The organism is Psychrobacter pacificensis (assembly GCF_900101915.1).
Taxonomy (GTDB): domain Bacteria; phylum Pseudomonadota; class Gammaproteobacteria; order Pseudomonadales; family Moraxellaceae; genus Psychrobacter; species Psychrobacter pacificensis.
In genome coordinates, this window is the sequence record NZ_FNAL01000006.1 from 117,000 (window position 1) to 134,949 (window position 17,950).

The 17,950-nt window shown below is 44.8% G+C and carries 15 protein-coding genes; 11 read left to right on the forward strand and 4 right to left on the reverse strand.

All coding sequences use genetic code 11. The features are described 5' to 3' along the window. Positions 1-76 precede the first annotated feature (76 nt). On the reverse strand, positions 77-1,144 hold the full coding sequence (gene nadR / locus BLR43_RS05390; RefSeq protein WP_093069367.1) for a multifunctional transcriptional regulator/nicotinamide-nucleotide adenylyltransferase/ribosylnicotinamide kinase NadR: 1,068 nt from the start codon (positions 1,142-1,144) through the stop codon (positions 77-79). Positions 1,145-1,725: 581 nt separating this feature from the next. On the opposite strand from nadR, the gene BLR43_RS05395 reads away from it, so the two are divergent. From BLR43_RS05395 to BLR43_RS05410, 4 genes are all read left to right on the forward strand, one after another. Then, the gene (locus BLR43_RS05395) at positions 1,726-1,938 is read left to right on the forward strand and encodes a PspC domain-containing protein (RefSeq protein ID WP_093069369.1); all 213 of its coding nucleotides are present in this window, start codon (positions 1,726-1,728) and stop codon (positions 1,936-1,938) included. A 451-nt stretch (positions 1,939-2,389) separates the two neighbouring features. Continuing rightward, positions 2,390-3,391 (forward strand): glycine--tRNA ligase subunit alpha, encoded by a 1,002-nt coding sequence (gene glyQ / locus BLR43_RS05400; RefSeq protein WP_227674152.1) that lies wholly within the window; start codon positions 2,390-2,392, stop codon positions 3,389-3,391. 9 nt (positions 3,392-3,400) lie between these two features. Further along, positions 3,401-5,494, forward strand: a complete 2,094-nt coding sequence (gene glyS / locus BLR43_RS05405; protein ID WP_093069372.1) for a glycine--tRNA ligase subunit beta — start codon at positions 3,401-3,403, stop codon at positions 5,492-5,494. A 249-nt stretch (positions 5,495-5,743) separates the two neighbouring features. After that, positions 5,744-6,040, forward strand: coding sequence for a hypothetical protein (locus BLR43_RS05410; RefSeq protein ID WP_227674130.1), 297 nt, complete (start codon positions 5,744-5,746; stop codon positions 6,038-6,040). Between the two features lie 146 nt (positions 6,041-6,186). On the opposite strand, the gene BLR43_RS05415 is transcribed toward BLR43_RS05410, so the two are convergent. After that, positions 6,187-6,639: a cell division protein ZapA gene (locus BLR43_RS05415; protein WP_093069374.1), complete on the reverse strand. Its 453-nt coding sequence runs from the start codon at positions 6,637-6,639 to the stop codon at positions 6,187-6,189. 107 nt (positions 6,640-6,746) lie between these two features. After that, positions 6,747-7,187, reverse strand: a complete 441-nt coding sequence (locus BLR43_RS05420) for a hypothetical protein (protein ID WP_093069376.1) — start codon at positions 7,185-7,187, stop codon at positions 6,747-6,749. A 212-nt stretch (positions 7,188-7,399) separates the two neighbouring features. On the opposite strand from BLR43_RS05420, the gene BLR43_RS05425 reads away from it, so the two are divergent. From BLR43_RS05425 to BLR43_RS05445, 5 genes are all read left to right on the forward strand, one after another. Continuing rightward, entirely contained in the window at positions 7,400-8,053 is a 654-nt protein-coding gene (locus BLR43_RS05425; RefSeq protein ID WP_093069378.1) for a UPF0149 family protein, read from the forward strand. Positions 8,054-8,158: 105 nt separating this feature from the next. After that, the gene (argE, locus tag BLR43_RS05430) at positions 8,159-9,397 is read left to right on the forward strand and encodes an acetylornithine deacetylase (RefSeq protein ID WP_093069381.1); all 1,239 of its coding nucleotides are present in this window, start codon (positions 8,159-8,161) and stop codon (positions 9,395-9,397) included. 154 nt (positions 9,398-9,551) lie between these two features. Then, positions 9,552-10,280, forward strand: coding sequence for a LysE family translocator (locus BLR43_RS05435; RefSeq protein WP_093069383.1), 729 nt, complete (start codon positions 9,552-9,554; stop codon positions 10,278-10,280). Between the two features lie 874 nt (positions 10,281-11,154). Further along, on the forward strand, positions 11,155-12,369 hold the full coding sequence (locus BLR43_RS05440; protein WP_093069386.1) for an RtcB family protein: 1,215 nt from the start codon (positions 11,155-11,157) through the stop codon (positions 12,367-12,369). A 132-nt stretch (positions 12,370-12,501) separates the two neighbouring features. Beyond that, positions 12,502-12,738 (forward strand): hypothetical protein, encoded by a 237-nt coding sequence (locus BLR43_RS05445; RefSeq protein WP_167669384.1) that lies wholly within the window; start codon positions 12,502-12,504, stop codon positions 12,736-12,738. Between the two features lie 101 nt (positions 12,739-12,839). On the opposite strand, the gene miaB is transcribed toward BLR43_RS05445, so the two are convergent. Further along, positions 12,840-14,333, reverse strand: coding sequence for a tRNA (N6-isopentenyl adenosine(37)-C2)-methylthiotransferase MiaB (gene miaB / locus BLR43_RS05450; protein ID WP_093069388.1), 1,494 nt, complete (start codon positions 14,331-14,333; stop codon positions 12,840-12,842). A 347-nt stretch (positions 14,334-14,680) separates the two neighbouring features. Here miaB and BLR43_RS05455 point away from each other — a divergent pair, with 347 nt between their 5' ends. Further along, complete coding sequence (locus BLR43_RS05455) at positions 14,681-16,813, forward strand: lytic transglycosylase domain-containing protein (RefSeq protein WP_093069391.1); 2,133 nt, start codon at positions 14,681-14,683, stop codon at positions 16,811-16,813. Positions 16,814-17,277: 464 nt separating this feature from the next. Beyond that, complete coding sequence (locus tag BLR43_RS05460) at positions 17,278-17,919, forward strand: T2 family ribonuclease (RefSeq protein ID WP_058025029.1); 642 nt, start codon at positions 17,278-17,280, stop codon at positions 17,917-17,919. The last annotated feature ends 31 nt before the right edge of the window (positions 17,920-17,950 follow it).

Genomic DNA, 17,950 nt, shown 5'->3' on the forward strand with positions numbered 1-17,950 from the left:
GCTAACGACAACATAATGTTAACTGCAACGCGCTAGCTGAATAAATGATGATAAATAGGGCACTCTTTGATGCCTCTTATAATGTTTTGCCATAGATATGCTGATCGATAAATTGCAGTGCTTGCTGATAACGAGCATCGTAATCGGGCTGGTCAATCATATACGGCGCGATATCGTGACGAGCAAAAATGTCTAGCAAGCGCTGCTCGAACCGTCCACGTGCTTCAGGCGTACCTAAAGAGCGCATGCCGTCATCAACCCATGGCGTATTGTTATCGAGCATGATGGTGTGGTCTAAGCGAAACTCATCAACGCAAGCAGCGACAAAAGGATGCGTGCGACCTTCGTACTCTTCACAAAACGCTTGCGTGGTCACAAAATCCGTATCAACGATCGTAACCGGAGCCGTTGCATTGGCTTTAGCATCGCGTATCGCTTGCGCATGGTCGAGGCAAATAGGGGCGTAATCGCTGTACTGTAGCCCAACTTCGCTACCGCCCAAATCTGTGCCCACATACAGACGTCCCATCTCCAGCGCAAAGCTGGCACCATAGTAATTAGCCAGCTTATGCACCAGTGTTGTCTTGCCAGAGCTTTCACCGCCGACGATCGCAACGGTCTTGGTATAGTTAGCGCGGGCCTCTGGATGGATTGCTGACCAATGGGCGACTGGGTCGCGAGCAATGGCGTACGAGTCGAACTCAGGCTGTAGCGTAGTAGTGACCACTTGTAGGATAAGTTGCTCTTGTACATCACTCTGCGTCAGTGGGTGGTTCTCCGCCATAAACAATGCTGTCTCTGCAGGGAGTGCTAATGCCTTTATCAAGCGCTGCAATTTGGCATTACTAGTCGCCACATCGATCCTGACATTTTCGCTACTATCATTACTATCATAAAGATGCTCATGAAGCGGTAACTCGATCTCATCAGTAGTATGAATATGAATAAATGGCAAATCCGCACAGGCCATCTGTAGCCAACGCGCTTTGTCTTGTAAGGTGATCGTAAAATCTGGATGCGGTGATGGATGCGTCATAATGACGATATGCAGGGTCTTTGCTTGTCCTGCTGCTTCTAGTATGCTGCGCATTTGCCCCAAATGTAAGGGCTCAAAGTGTCCAATCATCAATCCGTTGTCGTACATAGCCATCCTTATTCTGTTTTGGGCTTATATTTGTTTCAGGTTTAAGGATAAATTCTCTAAAACCTGAGTTACTTATGAGCATGGTATAAAGGTTTTGGAGGATTTACAGGTAGGTTATTGTAAATCTGACTTATATTTGACTCTTACGCAGATTATTATGTTTTTCATCAGCGGTTTTTGTGTGAATCTAAAAATAAAAAGCGAGTGATGATTTTTTGACAATTGAAGATTTGAGCATTCATTACCACTATCAAGTCGCTATAAAAACACCACTTATCTCTTTGATTCATTTAAAAAATAATGAACTGTGTAAATAGCTAAAGCAAGGTTTTAGCAACAAAGTAAATTCTGAAACATTTTGAAATAACTATTTAAAATCAGGGGCTTGCGTGGTGATATGACAGGTTAGGGCAAGCTTACGTATCATAAACTCACAAAGTACGTCTATACCTTCAACAGATAAATTCTCAAGAATCGATATACTTATTTATAAGTTGGCAAGGCAAGGTAGCCTTGAGACTAAAAAAGCAAGAAAAAATAAAAAATACATTATAAAAATAGATAACAGAGAGGTATTTAGTTTGGCTAAATTAGCAAAATTACATCGCTCACAAAGTAATCGCATGATAGCGGGCGTGATGGGCGGTATTGCAGAATATGTCGGCTGGTCACCTACGTGGGTCAGATTACTATTTGTAATTGTTTCGTCGCTAAGCGCTGCTGTACCGGGTATTTTGATCTATATCGTATTATGGATAGTCATGCCAAAAGCCAATAGCGATTCCTATCAGTAACCAAGCTTGATATTTAGGCATTAATACCCGTTAAAAGAAATAAATCTGTACCACAAGCAGTTGTCCAACAAGCAGTCTCCAAAAATAAAAAGCCTGAATCATCAGGATGCCCAAGATACAATTTTCCTCCTGCCCGAATGCTCACGCATTTGGGTATTTTTTTGTTTTCAAGATCAGTCGCCGGTCAGGCTTCTTTTATGATAGTTCGGTCGTAAATCAGGGATATAGTCGCGTGTTTTTATCGACAACGCAAATTTAGTTAACGTAAATATGGATAAAATAGTCAATTTTTAGTAAGGTGAGCAGGCAAATAGCGTCGTTGCCAAATAGGTGATGAGTACTATCAGAGATTTATTTAATCATACCCATTTCACAGTGACTTACTATGAAAACCCAAACTATGACATCCGAAGCGACAACCCCGATGACACAAGACCAAACTCCTCAACCGATGACTTTTCAGGACTTAATCCTAACCTTACAGAATTATTGGGCTGACAAAGGCTGCGTGGTATTGCAACCTTACGATATGGAAGTCGGCGCGGGCACGTTTCATACCGCCACGTTTTTGCGCTCGTTAGGTCCTGAGCGTTGGAACGCTGCGTATGTACAGCCATCGCGTCGCCCGACTGATGGTCGCTACGGTGACAATCCAAACCGTTTACAACACTACTATCAGTTCCAAGTCGTACTAAAGCCGAACCCACCTAACATTCAAGAGCTATATCTGGACTCGCTACGCGCTATTGGTATCGATCCATTGGTGCATGATGTACGTTTTGTGGAAGACAACTGGGAATCACCAACGCTTGGCGCGTGGGGACTTGGCTGGGAGATTTGGCTCAACGGTATGGAAGTGACCCAGTTTACCTATTTCCAGCAAGTCGGCGGTATTGAGTGCTTCCCAGTCACTGGCGAGATCACTTACGGTCTTGAGCGCTTGGCGATGTATGTGCAGGGCGTTGATAGCGTCTATGACTTGGTCTGGGCAGATGGCGAGTTTGGCCGCGTCACCTATGGCGATGTGTTCCATCAAAACGAAGTTGAGCAATCGACCTATAACTTTGAGCACGCTGATGTGCCAATGATGGGTGAGATGTTTGATTTTTATGAGCAGCAAGCAGATAAGTTGGTTGAAGCAGGCCTGCCATTGCCAGCCTATGAGATGGTATTAAAAGCCTCTCATGCGTTTAACTTGCTTGATGCCCGCGGTGCGATTTCGGTCACTGAGCGTCAACGCTTTATTCTGCGTGTACGTACGCTTGCGCGTAAGGTTGCGTTTGGTTATGTCGAAGCTCGTGCCAAGTTAGGCTTCCCATTGGCTGATGACGCGCACCGTGCCGAAGCTCTTGAGAAGTATTTGCCAAAAGAAGACGCGGCAACAGAAGGCTCATCAACAGACAGCTTAGCAAAAGAAACCACTGACAACAATCAACCGACGAACAAGCAATAGGAGCATCCCATGAGTACTATTCTATTTGAACTGGGGTGTGAAGAGCTACCTCCAAAAAGCCTAAAACCATTGCGTGATGCGCTGCAAACTAGTGTCACTGAGCAATTATCTGCAGCTGAGATCACCTTTGATAGCATCAAAGCCTTTGCCACACCGCGCCGTTTGGCGATTCAAATTGAAGGCATTAGCGATAAGCAGCCTGACCGCACTGAGCAAAAACGCGGACCAGCTATCAAAGCGGCATTTGATAGCGATGGCAATCCAACCCGCGCGGCGATGGGTTTTGCTAAAGGCTTAGGTATCGAAGCGAGCGAGCTTACGACCATTAACACCGATAAAGGTGACTATGTCGGCTTTGAGCAAACGATCAGTGGTCAAGCGACTACCGAGCTACTGCCAGCTATTTTTCAAACAGCGTTAGATAGCCTACCGATTGCCAAACGTATGCGCTCAGGTGCCAGTCGCAACGAGTTTGTTCGTCCCGTCCAGTGGGTAGTATTGATGCAGGATGACACTGTTATTGATGCCACTATCCAAGGGCATGAGACAGGCTCGCAAACTCGTGGGCACCGTTTCCACAGCCCTGACTACCATGATATTGCTCATGCCAATGACTATGAGCAACTGTTAGATGGTCTAAAAGTCGTGGCAGATTTTGATAAGCGCCAAATGCTGATCAAAAACCAAGTCAAAGCATTGGCAGATGAAGTTAATTCTGATGCTATCGTACCGCAGGATTTGTTGGACGAAGTTACCGCATTGGTTGATTTCCCCATTGCGCTACGAGCAAGCTTTGAAGCACGCTTTTTACAAGTGCCACAAGAAGCGCTTATCTCGACCATGCAAGCGGATCAAAAGTATTTTTGCTTGACGGATAAAACGGGCAAATTGCAGCCGTACTTTATCTTTATCACCAATATTGAGTCTAAAGACCCCAATCAGATTATTGAAGGTAATGAAAAAGTTGTGCGTCCACGTTTGGCTGATGCCGAGTTTTTCTTCTTACAAGATCAAAAGCAGCCGTTATTTGCACTCACAGAGAGCCTAAAAACTCGTGTATTCCAAGACAAATTGGGTACGATTTGGGAGAAGTCTGAGCGTATTGCTAAGCTTGCCGCGTTTATTGCTACCCTAATGCAGCAGCAAGGCCACGATATCGACGTCGATGACACCGTACGTGCGGGTATTTTATCCAAAGCAGATTTGGCCAGCTCGCTCGTTGGTGAGTATCCTGAATTGCAAGGTATCGCGGGTACGTATTATGCACGTTTGAATGAGGAACCTGAGGCAGTTGCGGCAAGCTTAGAAGAGCAATACCTGCCCAAGTTCAGTGGTGATGTATTACCGCAAACACCAGTTGGTATTTGCTTAGCGTTAGCTGATCGCCTAGATACGCTCGTTGGTATTTTTGCGATTGACCAAGCACCGACGGGGTCAAAGGATCCGTTTAGCCTACGTCGTTCTGCCATTGGTATTTTGCGCATTTTGATTGAAAAGAAGTTACCGATTAATCTGGTAGCGCTCGTTGAGCAAGCGATTAAAGGCTATAGCGATGCTGAAGGTAGCAAAATTGCCAAAATGGGTGACACTTTTACCCAAGTCATGGCGTTCTTAAACTCGCGCTATCGTGCGATGTATACCGAGCAGGGTGTCAGCGTCGATACGATTCAGGCCGTACAAGCGATTAACCCGCATATGCCGCTTGATTTTGATCAGCGTATTCGTGCCGTACAAGCATTTAGTGAGCTGTCACAAGCGTCAATGCTCGCGGATTCAAACAAACGCGTTGCTAATATATTGGCCAAGTCAGAAGTGAGCGTTGCTGATACGGTTGATGAGACGCTACTATCTGAGATTGCTGAGCAAAATTTATATGCAAATGTGCAGCAAGCACAGACAGTGGTACAGCCATTACTTGAGCAAGCGGACTATACGCAAGTATTGCAAACGCTGGCGAGCTTAGATGAGCCATTGACACAATTCTTTGATAACGTGATGGTCAACAGCGACGATGCAGCGCTCAAAAATAACCGCTTAGCCTTGCTCAAGCAGGTACGCGCCTTGTTCTTGACTGTGGCAGATATCAGCGAGCTACAGCTATAACTGCTAGCCTTTAATCTTAGGTTTTGATACAAAAACTGGCTCACTGTGGCCAGTTTTTTGTTGCTATAGCACTTGGGTATTCGTCAGAGCCATGCATGACAACCCAGCATCATCGACAATTAACCGTAAAGGCATTGTGCCATTGCCATTATTGACGGTAAAATTTAGGCATTCGAGCGTCTTGGATCATGGTAAGTGTCATCACTCTTGTTATTCATTACGTTTATTTGTCGTTGAAGGAGCGCTGCCGTGTTTGCCGTTATTACTGTCATTCTTATTATCTGGGCTTCCATGTGGGCTTTTTACAAGTTTATGTACCCACGTCCACCCAAAAGCATGATGCCAAAAGAGGGCGATGTCACCACACCGCGTCAGTGCAATTTTTGTGGTAACCGTTTGGCGGAATATCGCGGTGTCCTTGAAACTAAGCCTAGCTTAGCGACAACCAGTGATGGTAATACTGAATCAGCCCAAGAATTATTCTTTTGCAATTATGAGCATCAGGCAGACTTTCACGCAGGCAAGACTTACAAACCTTATGCGTAAGCAGGTAGATAAAAACGAGTGACCATAAAAAAGCGCTTAGCTTTAGTAGGCTAAGCGCTAATAGATTTGATGCTTTTTCATCATATCGCACACTATTAGATCATGCATGTTTTGAACGATCTGTCTGCTGAGACAACACCGCACTATTACAAAATAGAGTGGGCGTCTTTCATGATTTTATTTAGCAATGCCTGTGATTGCTTATCTTTTTGCAAGCGGTCTTCATCACTTCTTTGGTTGGCATGGATTTTTTCGTATAAATTCAAGCAGCACAGCACCAGTATGCTTTCTTGACTGAGGCTTGGTGCATCTCGCTTTAGATCAAGCGCATAGTTATTGATATAAGAGACCGCCGATAGTAGCTCTTCTTGCTCATGAACGGGACAAAAAATTGGATAAGTCACGCCAGCAATCGCGATATCGACTTTTTTGATCTGGGGCTCAGCCGCTTTACCATTGTCTTGAGACGATGTGCTGGATGTGCTCGCCCCCGATTGAGTGGATTTTTGTACGGCTACGTCTTTATTCGGTGCTTGAGTATTTTGTGATGGGTTATTTTTTGGCTGTTTTTCTATAGCGTTGCTTTGGTTGTCGGTCATGATACATCCTACAATGTCTGGTCAGTGAAATGAGTGATATCAGGTTTTACAAATAGCGTTGGGCGGTTTAATAAGTAGCATATTTTGCTATCTATTACAGGAATGCGTTAGCTTTCTGCTTGATCGATGCGGGTTAAGCGTTGCAAGACGACTTGCGTACGCTCTGCTGCCAACTGATTCTTCTTTTGCAGTTCACTGTTTTGTTGTTTGATATTGCTATACTGCTGCTTTAATTCATTATTGTGCTTTTGCAACTCGCTATTTTGTTGTTGTAATTGGCTGATTTGTTTTTGTAGTTTGTCTTGTTCTTCACCAATCATATGGTGCGCTTCAGCAAGGCTTTGATAGCGCTTGTCGAGATCGTTCAGTTGCTTTTTGGCACCGTCACGCTCGCTGTGGCTGGTATCAAGCTTGTTTTTTAGAGCAGAGACTTCTTTTGCATCGCTAACAGGGTGTTGTTTTAGGCTGCTAAGTTCAGCACTGACAAGCTGATACTGTTTTTTGATGTCGAGTACCATTTTTTCTAATATTCTAAGTTGATCATACATAGTCAGTTTTTATCCTTAACAAGTAAGCGTGAATGAATTTTGTTCGCTGCATTTAATAATGCCATAGGTGACCGCATAATATCTATATCAACAAAGTAATTACAAGTACGAGGCTTTGTCTTTTTACTTTTATCTATCGATGATTTGTCCCAGACATTTTGTCGTGACTATTTTTATTTTTTGAACAGTAATTAACTACTAGGACCTCTATTATGAATGATAATATCTCTGGCTGGAATACTTGGCTGACTGCGTTTGATGATTGGACGGACGTGTCTATCAGTGAGGTGCACGGCCTGATGACAGGGCTGATGACGGCGTGTAACGCGCCTGATGAGGCCACATGGGCAAAGGTGTTTGAAGAGCTGAGCTTTGCACCGCTACCAGAGGCGGCATTGACGTTGCTGACAGAAGAAGCAGAAGACACGGTGTTTCAGTTAAAAGATAAAGATGATGCCTACGCTTATATGCCGCTGATCCCTGATGATGAACATGGTTTATACGAGCGCGTGATGGCATTGAAACAGTGGTCAAACGGCTTTATGACGGGTTTTGGTATTACTGATTGTAATTTGAGTAGCGAAGAGAATGAGATGCTCTCAGATTTGGCTAAAATTGGTGGCATTCGGTTAGAAGAAGAAGAGGATTTTGAGGGGGGAGAGGAGTCTTATCTTTATATCTACGAGTTTGCTCGTATGGTGCCTGTGAGTTTTGCGACGCGTAAGCGCAAGCCTGTAAAAGACATCGCCCTGATTGCTGGACTATCTATCAATGCCAAAACCACCAAAGAGCTACAAGCAGAAGGCAAGTTGCCAAAACCGATGCCACCCGTGCTTGACGTGATGAATCAGAATAATCCATCATAAGACAAATCTGATACCTCGTAGTTTTTAAGAAATGGCTTTTAAGAAATGACTTTTAAGAAATGACTTTTAAGACATAATTCTTAAAAATCATAATAGGGATATTTTATGATCCAAGATACTAATGACAATGCTAGCAATGACCAACAGTTAAACCCTGCTACGCATCCGAGTAATAGCCTTGATTGGCTGTCTAGGCTTATCGCTTTCGATACGGTCAGTCGACACTCCAATCTAGCATTGATTCATGATGTGAGAGCGTATTGTGAGCAGCTTGGTCTGACGGTAGATTTGTCCTTTAACGAGGCAAAGACCAAGGCCAACTTGTTTGTGACCGTACCCGCTGGCGAAAACGCTGACCAAATTAATAACGGTTTGGTGCTCTCAGGTCATACTGATGTCGTGCCTGTCGATGGTCAAGACTGGACATCAGAGCCGTTCACCGCGACGATACGTGGTGACAAGCTATACGGACGCGGTGCGTGCGATATGAAGGGTTTTATCGCGTGTGCGCTGACAATATTGCCACAAGCTGTACAGCTATCAAATAGCGGTCAGCTGCGTCGCCCATTGCACCTCGCGCTGTCGTTCGATGAAGAGGTTGGCTGTTTGGGTGCGCCATTGATTTTGGCGGATTTAAAAGCGCGCGGTATCACCCCTGATTATTGCATCGTCGGTGAGCCAACCAATATGGCGATGGTGGTTGCACACAAAGGCATCGCGGTGTATCGTTGCCGTGTCCATGGTAAATCGGCGCATTCTTCATTGATTGGACAAGGGGTCAATGCGATCAGCTATGCAAGCAAATTGGTGGGCTATGTCGACACGCTTGCTGAAGAACTGAGCACTCGTGATGACAATGATGCATTGTTTACCGTGCCTTATTCGACATTGTCAGTAGGGACTATACACGGCGGTACAGCCACCAATATCGTGCCCAATCTGTGTGAGTTCACTTTTGACTATCGCAACCTGCCGCACATGACCCAAGACGATATACTAGCGCCCATTCAAGCAAAAGTTGCTGAGTTAAATGCGCAAATGCAAGCGCGTGCGCCTGAGACGGGTATCGAGCTGATGCAGGAAGAGAGTGTTCCTGCCATGACGGATAATAACAGCGCTGAGCTACAATCATTAATAGCAGCTCTGACAGGGGATGATGAGCGTCATAAAGTCGCTTACGCAACGGAAGGTGGTCAGTTTACCAATGCAGGCATCCCTACGATCATCTGTGGCCCTGGTAGTATTGAGCAGGCACACAAAGCGGATGAATATGTAGAACTGATCGAAATCGAACGTTGTGACGGCTTTTTGCAAAAACTATTAGACAGTTGTACTGCCAAGTAGCTTATAGAGGTGTCGATACGCTATAAAAGTGGCAAACATATGTATATAATGTGAGAAGTATCAATAATACCGCCTGAATGGCGGTATTTCTTTTTTTGGCGATGTGGCTGTTCGTATAAGAAGCATTTATATATAACAAAGTAGGGGTTAGCTGATGTCTTGGCATCTGTTTGCAGTATTTTTCGCAAGTACGTTTTTGATTTCCGCAACACCAGGTCCCAACATGTTGTTGGCATTCCAGTATGGCATGAACTATGGTGTGAAGCGCACATTATGGACGCTGGCAGGTTTGAGCCTTGGGCTATTTATCTTGCTGCTATCGACTTTGCTTGGGCTGGATGTGATCAGTCGCCAGTCGCCATGGCTGCTCACAATTATCAAAGCCGTGGGCGCGGCATACTTGGTATATTTGGGCATCAGCTCATGGCGTGATGCGGGTGATGGTAGCTTGATGAGCGATGCCAAGGAGTTAAGTGCTGAGGTTGAGGCCGACTATGGGGCTTTTGAAGGTCAAGCTATTACACCGCAGCCGCGCTCGCTGTCGAGTGCTGCGGTCAAGACAAGTCCGAGCAATCTCACTTTATTCCGTACAGGGGTTTGGGTATCTTTATCTAATCCAAAAGCGATATTATTTTTCGCAGCGTTCTTTCCTAAGTTTATTAATTTTAGTGTGCCACTATGGCCGCAATATATCTTATTGACCATTGGGCTATTCATGAGCGAAACCATTTGGCAGATTGTCTATACGCTAGGCGGAAAAAAGCTGGCAAGTTGGCTCGATGTTGGTAATCGTTTAGCATGGCTTAATCGTGGTTGCGGCATTATCTTTATCATCATTGCAGCGGCTTTGTTTGCTGAAGTAATTAATAGTTTTATGCTATAAAAAGTTATTAGTTATTATTTGAAATAATCACTTTATTAAATGAATCGCTATAGTATTGCGTTTTTTGTTATTCAAAAATTAATAGTTGACAATATTTTTTAAATCGTTATTATTATCTCACTGATTTATAGTCTTGCTATAAATGCTTTTAATAAACTTGCTATTGTCGCCCTGACATTAGCCACAACCTATGGAGGAATCATCGTGTCCTATATAACTGTTAAGACGTTTTTAAAGATTGAATGTATGAAAAGCATGACAACAATGAAGACTTCGAAAAGGTTTGGCTAAATTTATATATAGCTATTGAGTGATATTCTATCTATTCATATCAATGAATAGCCTCCTATAGTCAATCAATATTAAAAGTGGTACAAGGCAGACGAGTGCAAGTACTACAGTAGCAGGCTAAACGAGTCTAACGCTGTAACACTTTAATAGTGGTTCGACTATATATGTACTCGCTCCATCCTTCCTCTAAATCTACTTTGTTAAAATAGCGATGCGATAGTGCTAAGTAGTTTTGTGCTTGCTGTTATCTGTTTATCCAACATTCTGCTGTATCTTTATTACCAAAAAATCATTCACGCTAACACTTAGCAATTGTCTACCTGCGCGCATAATATTTACGCCCTTATTTTTGGTATGAAAGATTCTTCTTTAAAACGTCCATAATAAAGCAGCCATGAATTTTTATTGATTTTTAATTAATAAAAATACGGATTTTTATTGCCTATAATTTCTTAGATAATAATTTTTTTTCTTATTAAACCATTATGTTTAATTGAGAAAGATAAGTAATGTCTAAAAAATATAAATAAGCGAATTGAAAAAAATGCATGGCTTTAAGAATAAAAAAACGGAAAATTAAATAATGAGCATTCAATTAACGTTAAATAAAAGTGGCAAACATGGCGTGCCTGTCAAGATTTACACCTCTGATATCGAGCAAGGCGCGATGCAGCAGCTACGCAACTTGGCTCAGCTAGAGTTTGTACATTCGCACATTGCGGTTATGCCTGATGTACACGTTGGCAAAGGCGCGACCGTTGGCAGCGTGATTCCGACCAAGTCTGCCATCATTCCTGCGGCGGTCGGCGTAGATATCGGCTGCGGTATGAACGCCGTGCGCTTATCCCTAACCGCAAGTGATCTGCCTGATAGCTTAAAAGCGCTGCGCTTGGTGGTCGAGCAGCAAGTGCCGGTGGGTTTTAATATGCACAAGCAAATCCAAGCAAAAAGCTCCACGCTTGATCCGCTCGGCAAACGCCTAAAACCGATTACCGATAAGCACCCAGGCTTACTCAAAATGCTTAAAGGTTTTGAGCGTACGTGGGCCAAACAGCTGGGCACACTTGGCGGTGGCAATCATTTCATCGAGCTGTGCTTGGATGAAAACCAAGATGTCTGGGTGATGCTGCATTCTGGTAGTCGCGGTATTGGTAATTGTATCGGGCGCTATTTTATCAATCTGGCCAAAAAAGAGCGTCAATCACGCTTTGGTCATGTGCCTGATCGTGATTTGTCTTACTTTGCCGAAGGGTCTGACAGCTTTGCCGATTATGTTGAGGCAGTTGGTTGGGCGCAGGATTACGCGCTAGAGAATCGCCGCGAGATGATGCGTTTGGTGATTAAGGCGCTGCAATCGCCGCAAGCAGGATTGCCACGATTTGCCCTGACCAAAGAAGCCATCAATTGCCATCACAACTATGTCAATGAAGAGGTGCATTTCGGCGAGCAGGTTTACGTGACGCGTAAAGGCGCAATCAGTGCTTATGCCGGTGAGCTTGGCATTATCCCCGGCTCGATGGGTACAAAATCCTTTATCGTCCGTGGTCTGGGTGCGACAGAGTCGTTTTGTTCTTGCTCACATGGGGCAGGGCGACAGATGAGCCGTGGTAAAGCGATACGCGCGTTCACCATTGATGATCTAAAAGCGCAAACCGATGGTGTTGAATGTCGTAAAGACAAAGGCGTTATCGATGAAATCCCTGGCGCATATAAAGACATTGATGAAGTGATGGCCAATCAAAAAGACTTGGTTGAAGTGGTGCATACGCTGAAGCAGGTCATGTGTATTAAGGGCTAATACCAAACCTGCAAATCCTCTTAGCGTCGTCAAACTTGCTTAATGTACTGGATATACAATTTGCGCTCGTTTTCCTCGCTAAGATGATTTTCGGCGTTGGTATCTAAAAAGGATTAAAGAATAGGTAACTATATGAGCTTAAAACAAACGTTAAAAAAGGCTAAACAAATTGAGAGACAGTTAGACAAGCAGACTGAATCAGGTGCACAGCACTCGCTAGGCGCAGTGAAACCGCGTAATTATTTGGCGCTTGATCCCCTGTTAAGAAAAGGCGGTATTCATGAAAAAGAAGATATCGATATTGTCCGCAAGAAACGTCGCCGTGAGACCAAGCAGCAGCTACGGAAGACAGATTGGTTATCAGAATAGTGATGGTTAACATTCACCCGCAAAAAAGCCGTTCGCTATTATAGTGAACGGCTTTTTTATTCTTATTCAAACTTATAATTTAACCATTGTTACCTTAACCACTATGCTAATACTTCGATTAGCTCGCCTTTCACCATATGCGGGCTGACAAAATCGGTGACACGTACGCTGACAATTTTACCAAGCAGCTCATCACTGCGCTCAGGATCGTAAGGGAACATCACCGTACGGGTGTTGTCCGCTGTACCGATTAGGCAATCTGGATGGCGATTCGCGACTTGTTCAACCAAGACGCGAGTCGTTGTACCGACCATCTCATGCGTTTTGGCCAATGTCGAGTCAACGATCACTTTTTGGAACTCAGCCAAACGCGCTTTTTTGGTGGTGAAGCTGACATCATCTGGTAACTCAGCAGCTGGCGTGCCCGGACGCTTGGAGTAGATAAAGCTGTACGAGTGATCGAAGTTCAATTCTTTTGCTAAGTTTAGCGTGTCTTGGAAATCCTCATCAGTCTCACCAGGAAAGCCAATGATAAAGTCGCTCGACAAGTGAATGTCTGGGCGGATGGCTTTGAGCTTATTGATCTGATCGATATACACATCGATGGTATGGTTGCGTTTCATCGCCGCCAAAATCGCGTTTGAGCCACTTTGTACAGGTAGATGCAGATGCGATACCAGCTCTGGCAATTGTGCATAAGCGTCAATGATATCATCGGTAAACTCAAGCGGATGGCTGGTGGTATAACGAATACGTTCCACACCATCGACGTGCGAGACATAATGCAGCAGCTCAGCGAAACGGCAAATACTGCCATCGTCTTTTTCGCCGCGATAGCCGTTGACGTTTTGACCAAGTAGGTTGATTTCGCGGATACCTTGCGCGGCAAGGCTATCAATCTCGGCCAGCACATCGTCAAGTGGACGCGACAATTCTTCACCGCGTGTATAAGGAACGACGCAGAATGAGCAATATTTTGAGCAGCCTTCCATGATTGAGACAAAGGCTTTGTAGCCTTCTACTCTTGGCTCAGGCAAAAAGTCAAACTTTTCAATACTGGGGAAGGATACGTCAATCGTACCGATACGGTTTTTAGGCGCGATATCACGCTGCTCATGTGATTGGTCATACAGCTCAGGCAGACGGTGCAAGGTTTGCGGGCCAAACACCATATCCACATAAGGTGCGCGTTTTTGGATATTGTCGCCTTCTTGTGAGGCCACGCAGCCGCCAACGCCAATCACGAGATCAGGACGTTTTTCTTTGAGTTTGCGCCAGCGCCCAAGCTCTGAAAACACCTTTTCTTGCGCTTTTTCGCGGATAGAGCAGGTATTCATCAACAGCACGTCGGCTTCATCAATGTTGTGCGTCACTTGCATGCCGTGCGAGTCACCGAGCACATCGAGCATTTTGTCTGAATCATAGACATTCATCTGACAGCCTTGGGTGGTGATGAATACCTTCTTGGTTGCGGCTTTTTCGACGGGCGCTTGGGCTGAACTTTGCTCCTTGAGTGCAGTGACAGCACGTGCGGTGACAGTCGTCTCAGCAGCAGCATCGTCATCGATGCGGGGATTGAATACAGTAACACTCATAAGGGGAAGTCCATGATTGACCAAAAATATAACGAAGTAGCCGATTAACAGGTGGCGTATTTTATCACAACCCTGTACTAATGTGAAAAATTAGCATAGGCGATGGGTTGTCAATATGATAAATAATTCATAGCAGTATCAATTATTTACTGTGATTAATATTACCATTTATAAAAACTGAGGCTCGTTATCATTTCTATGTTACACCGTGCTCTCCTATTTATTAACAAAAGGTAAAGGAGATAGTTGAAAGCACAATGAGTATAGTATGATGATTGCGATACCCTTGGCGGTACTTAGCGAACCGTTATTCATATATTTATAGAAACATCATAAAGAGAGTCAGTATGACAAAGTTGCGTGTTGCTCATAGCATCAAGGATGAAGAATTTACCAGTCAAAAGCAGACGTCGAAACGACTCACAGTAGGCTCGTTGTGGATAAGCGCATTGAGTGTGGCAACCGCTATAAGCGCGCTTGGTATGTCACAAGTGGCTTGTGCAGAGCTGACGTGGGGTGATGAGGAGAGCTATCAACAAGAGGGTAACTATCAGCAAAATTATCAGCAAGACCGTAGTATTGACTCATTTATGGCAGCGGCTATCGCAGCGGATCGCGGCGATGTGGGGGCGCTCTATAATTATGAGCAAATCATGAGCGGCGGTCTATTTGCCATGTATCCAACCTATTGGCGGATGAATCTAGACCTCAATTCACAAAGTTCAGCGGCCGTATCACAGTTTGTGCGTCAGTATCCAGATACGGTCATGGCCGAGAAATTGGTGGCTGATTTTGCGGAGACCAAAGCGGGGTCGAATGACTACGCCTCTGTCAGACAAGTGGCGAATCTGATTACCAATGCTGATGCCAGTGAGCGCTGCGCTATCGCCCTTGGGTTCAATAATGGCGGTGATACCATGCGTGCCATGGCTGCCAAATCTGATGTTTGGCTAACCACCAAAAAGCAGCCTGCCTTGTGTGAGCAGCTAGCGATGGAGATGAATAACAACGCGCTCATTAGCAATCAGGATCGCGCTGCTCGTCTCAAGCGGATGCTGCGTGTCGGTAAGACAGGCGACATCATGGCATTATCATCGCGCTTAGGGACACCGATTGCCTATTCGGCGCTTAGTGAAATTCAGCTCAATCCCTCGTCGTTTTTTAGCCGCTTTGGCCGCGAGCCCGCCAGTCAAACCAATCAATACCTATACCTATATGCTATTGGCCGTGTCGCAGATAAATCCTATCGAGAAGCGGCCCTGCAATTAGACTTTGATATCAAGCAAGACAATCAGCGCGCTATAAAGTTATTGAATGACGAAACGCGTCGTTACGCCTATCGTACGCTTGGCGTTAAGCGCATGAACCACAATACCGATGACGGTTTTAATGCTGAAGCAGTAGACTGGTTCCGCCATAGTTTAGATGATGACTTTAACTTTGAAGAAGCTGAAGACTATGCCATGGCGGCAATCCGCTTTGGCCGCTGGGATGATGTGGTTGAAGCTATTTCAAAAATGGATGGTGAAATTCAGAAGGATGGTCAGTGGCAATACTGGCTGGCACGCGCCTATGAACAATCAAGCAATAGCAGTAAGCGCAATACCGCCAAAAAAATGTATCAAAACCTAGCGAAAAATAATGACTACTATGGCTTGATGGCAAAAGACAGGATCGGTCAGCGCTTTGATGCCAGCCGCTTAGGTGGTAGCAATTTGCCTAATGTCAGTACCGCTGACCGCGCGCGCGTGATGCAAAACCCACACTTTGCCCGTGCATTTGCACTATACAACTCTGACGCGAGTCGCGGCTACGCCAACCGCGAGTGGAACTGGGCTGTGAAGCAAGCACGCGATAACCGTGATGACAATCTCATTATCGCGGCGGCGCGTCAAGCGTATGACATGGGCTGGCTCGATCGGGCGATTTATGCCGTCGATAATACCGATAGAGTTAATAGCTTGGCACTTTCGCACCCTATGCCACACCAAGAGTCAGTGGTGCGTTATAGTCAATCAGCAGGCATTGATCCAGCGTGGGCTTATGGCATCATGCGTCAAGAGAGCCGTTTTGTGTCTTCTGCGCGCTCAAATGTAGGCGCCAGTGGGTTGATGCAAATCATGCCTGATACGGCAAAATATATCGCGCGTAACTTAGGTGAGACTTATAGTGCGAGCCGTGCCAATAGTGGCGATACCAACATTCGTTATGGTACATGGTATATGGGTGATATCTTAAGTAAACTGAACTATCAGCCAGTATTGGCAACCGCAGGCTATAACGCGGGTCCTAATAATGCCAAACGCTGGCAACCAACCTATGGCGCAATCGCCGCAGATCAATATGTCGAATCGATTGCCTTTCCTGAAACGCGTAACTATGTCAAACACGTGATGGAAAACGCTACTATCTATAGCAGTCTGCTGGGTCGTGGTCAGCCAATCAGTCAACGTATGGGTACAGTACCTGCTGCTTTTTAATCAGTGAATTCGTATTTAATAGACCACTAGCTTTTATAGTTAACGGTCTGTTTTTTATGGGCTAAATGGCAGCAAGTCTTAGTACTTTATACAATAAATACTGAACCTAATTTTGCAATTATTGACGAGCACGACAACGTTTACGTTTTTGCTATAGATTAAAAAAGACATTTTGTTACCATTGCTTTAATTGACGTGTATGTTCTTCAGTCTTGTTCTTAGATCGCTATGTGTTTAATGCTGTTAGCACAATGATTTAAGTGATAGCCCATGTTTTATCATTGCTAATTGCTCCCAGCCCTATGATCAAAAAATACTTCAAACTGCCTGTATTATCGAAAACTCGGCAACCGTTACTGATTCAGGTGCCCCGGTCATCTAATACGAAAGCAGAAACAAGCTCAAAATTTAAGACATCCAGTTTCTTGGTGCAGTTCCGTGGAAGTTTGAAAAATAGGCATCATATGGGTAAAGTTAATAAAACGACGAGTTTTGGTGCTTTGTTAATCATACAAGGTCTTATGCTGACGCCAGCATATGCGGCGAGCACGGTCAAAGCTGGCCAGCGCGTATTGATGGTCGAGATGACCCCCGCGCTATGTAGCATGCAGCCGACAAGAGCCCGCATGCGTCAATGTCTAGAAGGCTATTCGTTAACAGTTTCAGGCTTAGACATGGGCTACGGCGAACGCTGTGGTCGTGGTAGCGAGCCACGTTTGACACCACTACAACTAAAGGTTGTCAATCGCATCATGCCTGATACGACAGTACGTAGCCAAACGTGGCAGCGCTATGGTGCTTGTAGCCCACTGAGTGCCAGTCGCTACTTCCGACAAATCACTAACTACGCTGGTGAACTAAAGCTTCCTAACGAGCTGAATACGGGCAACAGTTATACAGTCTCTAAATCTCGATTTATTAGTCAAATGACGCGCCTAAATAGTGGTATGTCATCAAATAGTGTCGATCTCATTTGCCAAGAAGGCAGTCGTCGTCAATCGATACTGACGGATATCCATGTGTGCTATGAGGGTAGCAGTTTTGGCACTTGTCACAATGTTGTAGATAACTGCGGCAGCCAATTCATCATTTCAGGTGGTAGATAGCTTTTATTTAACTATTTTTTAGATAGTCTAC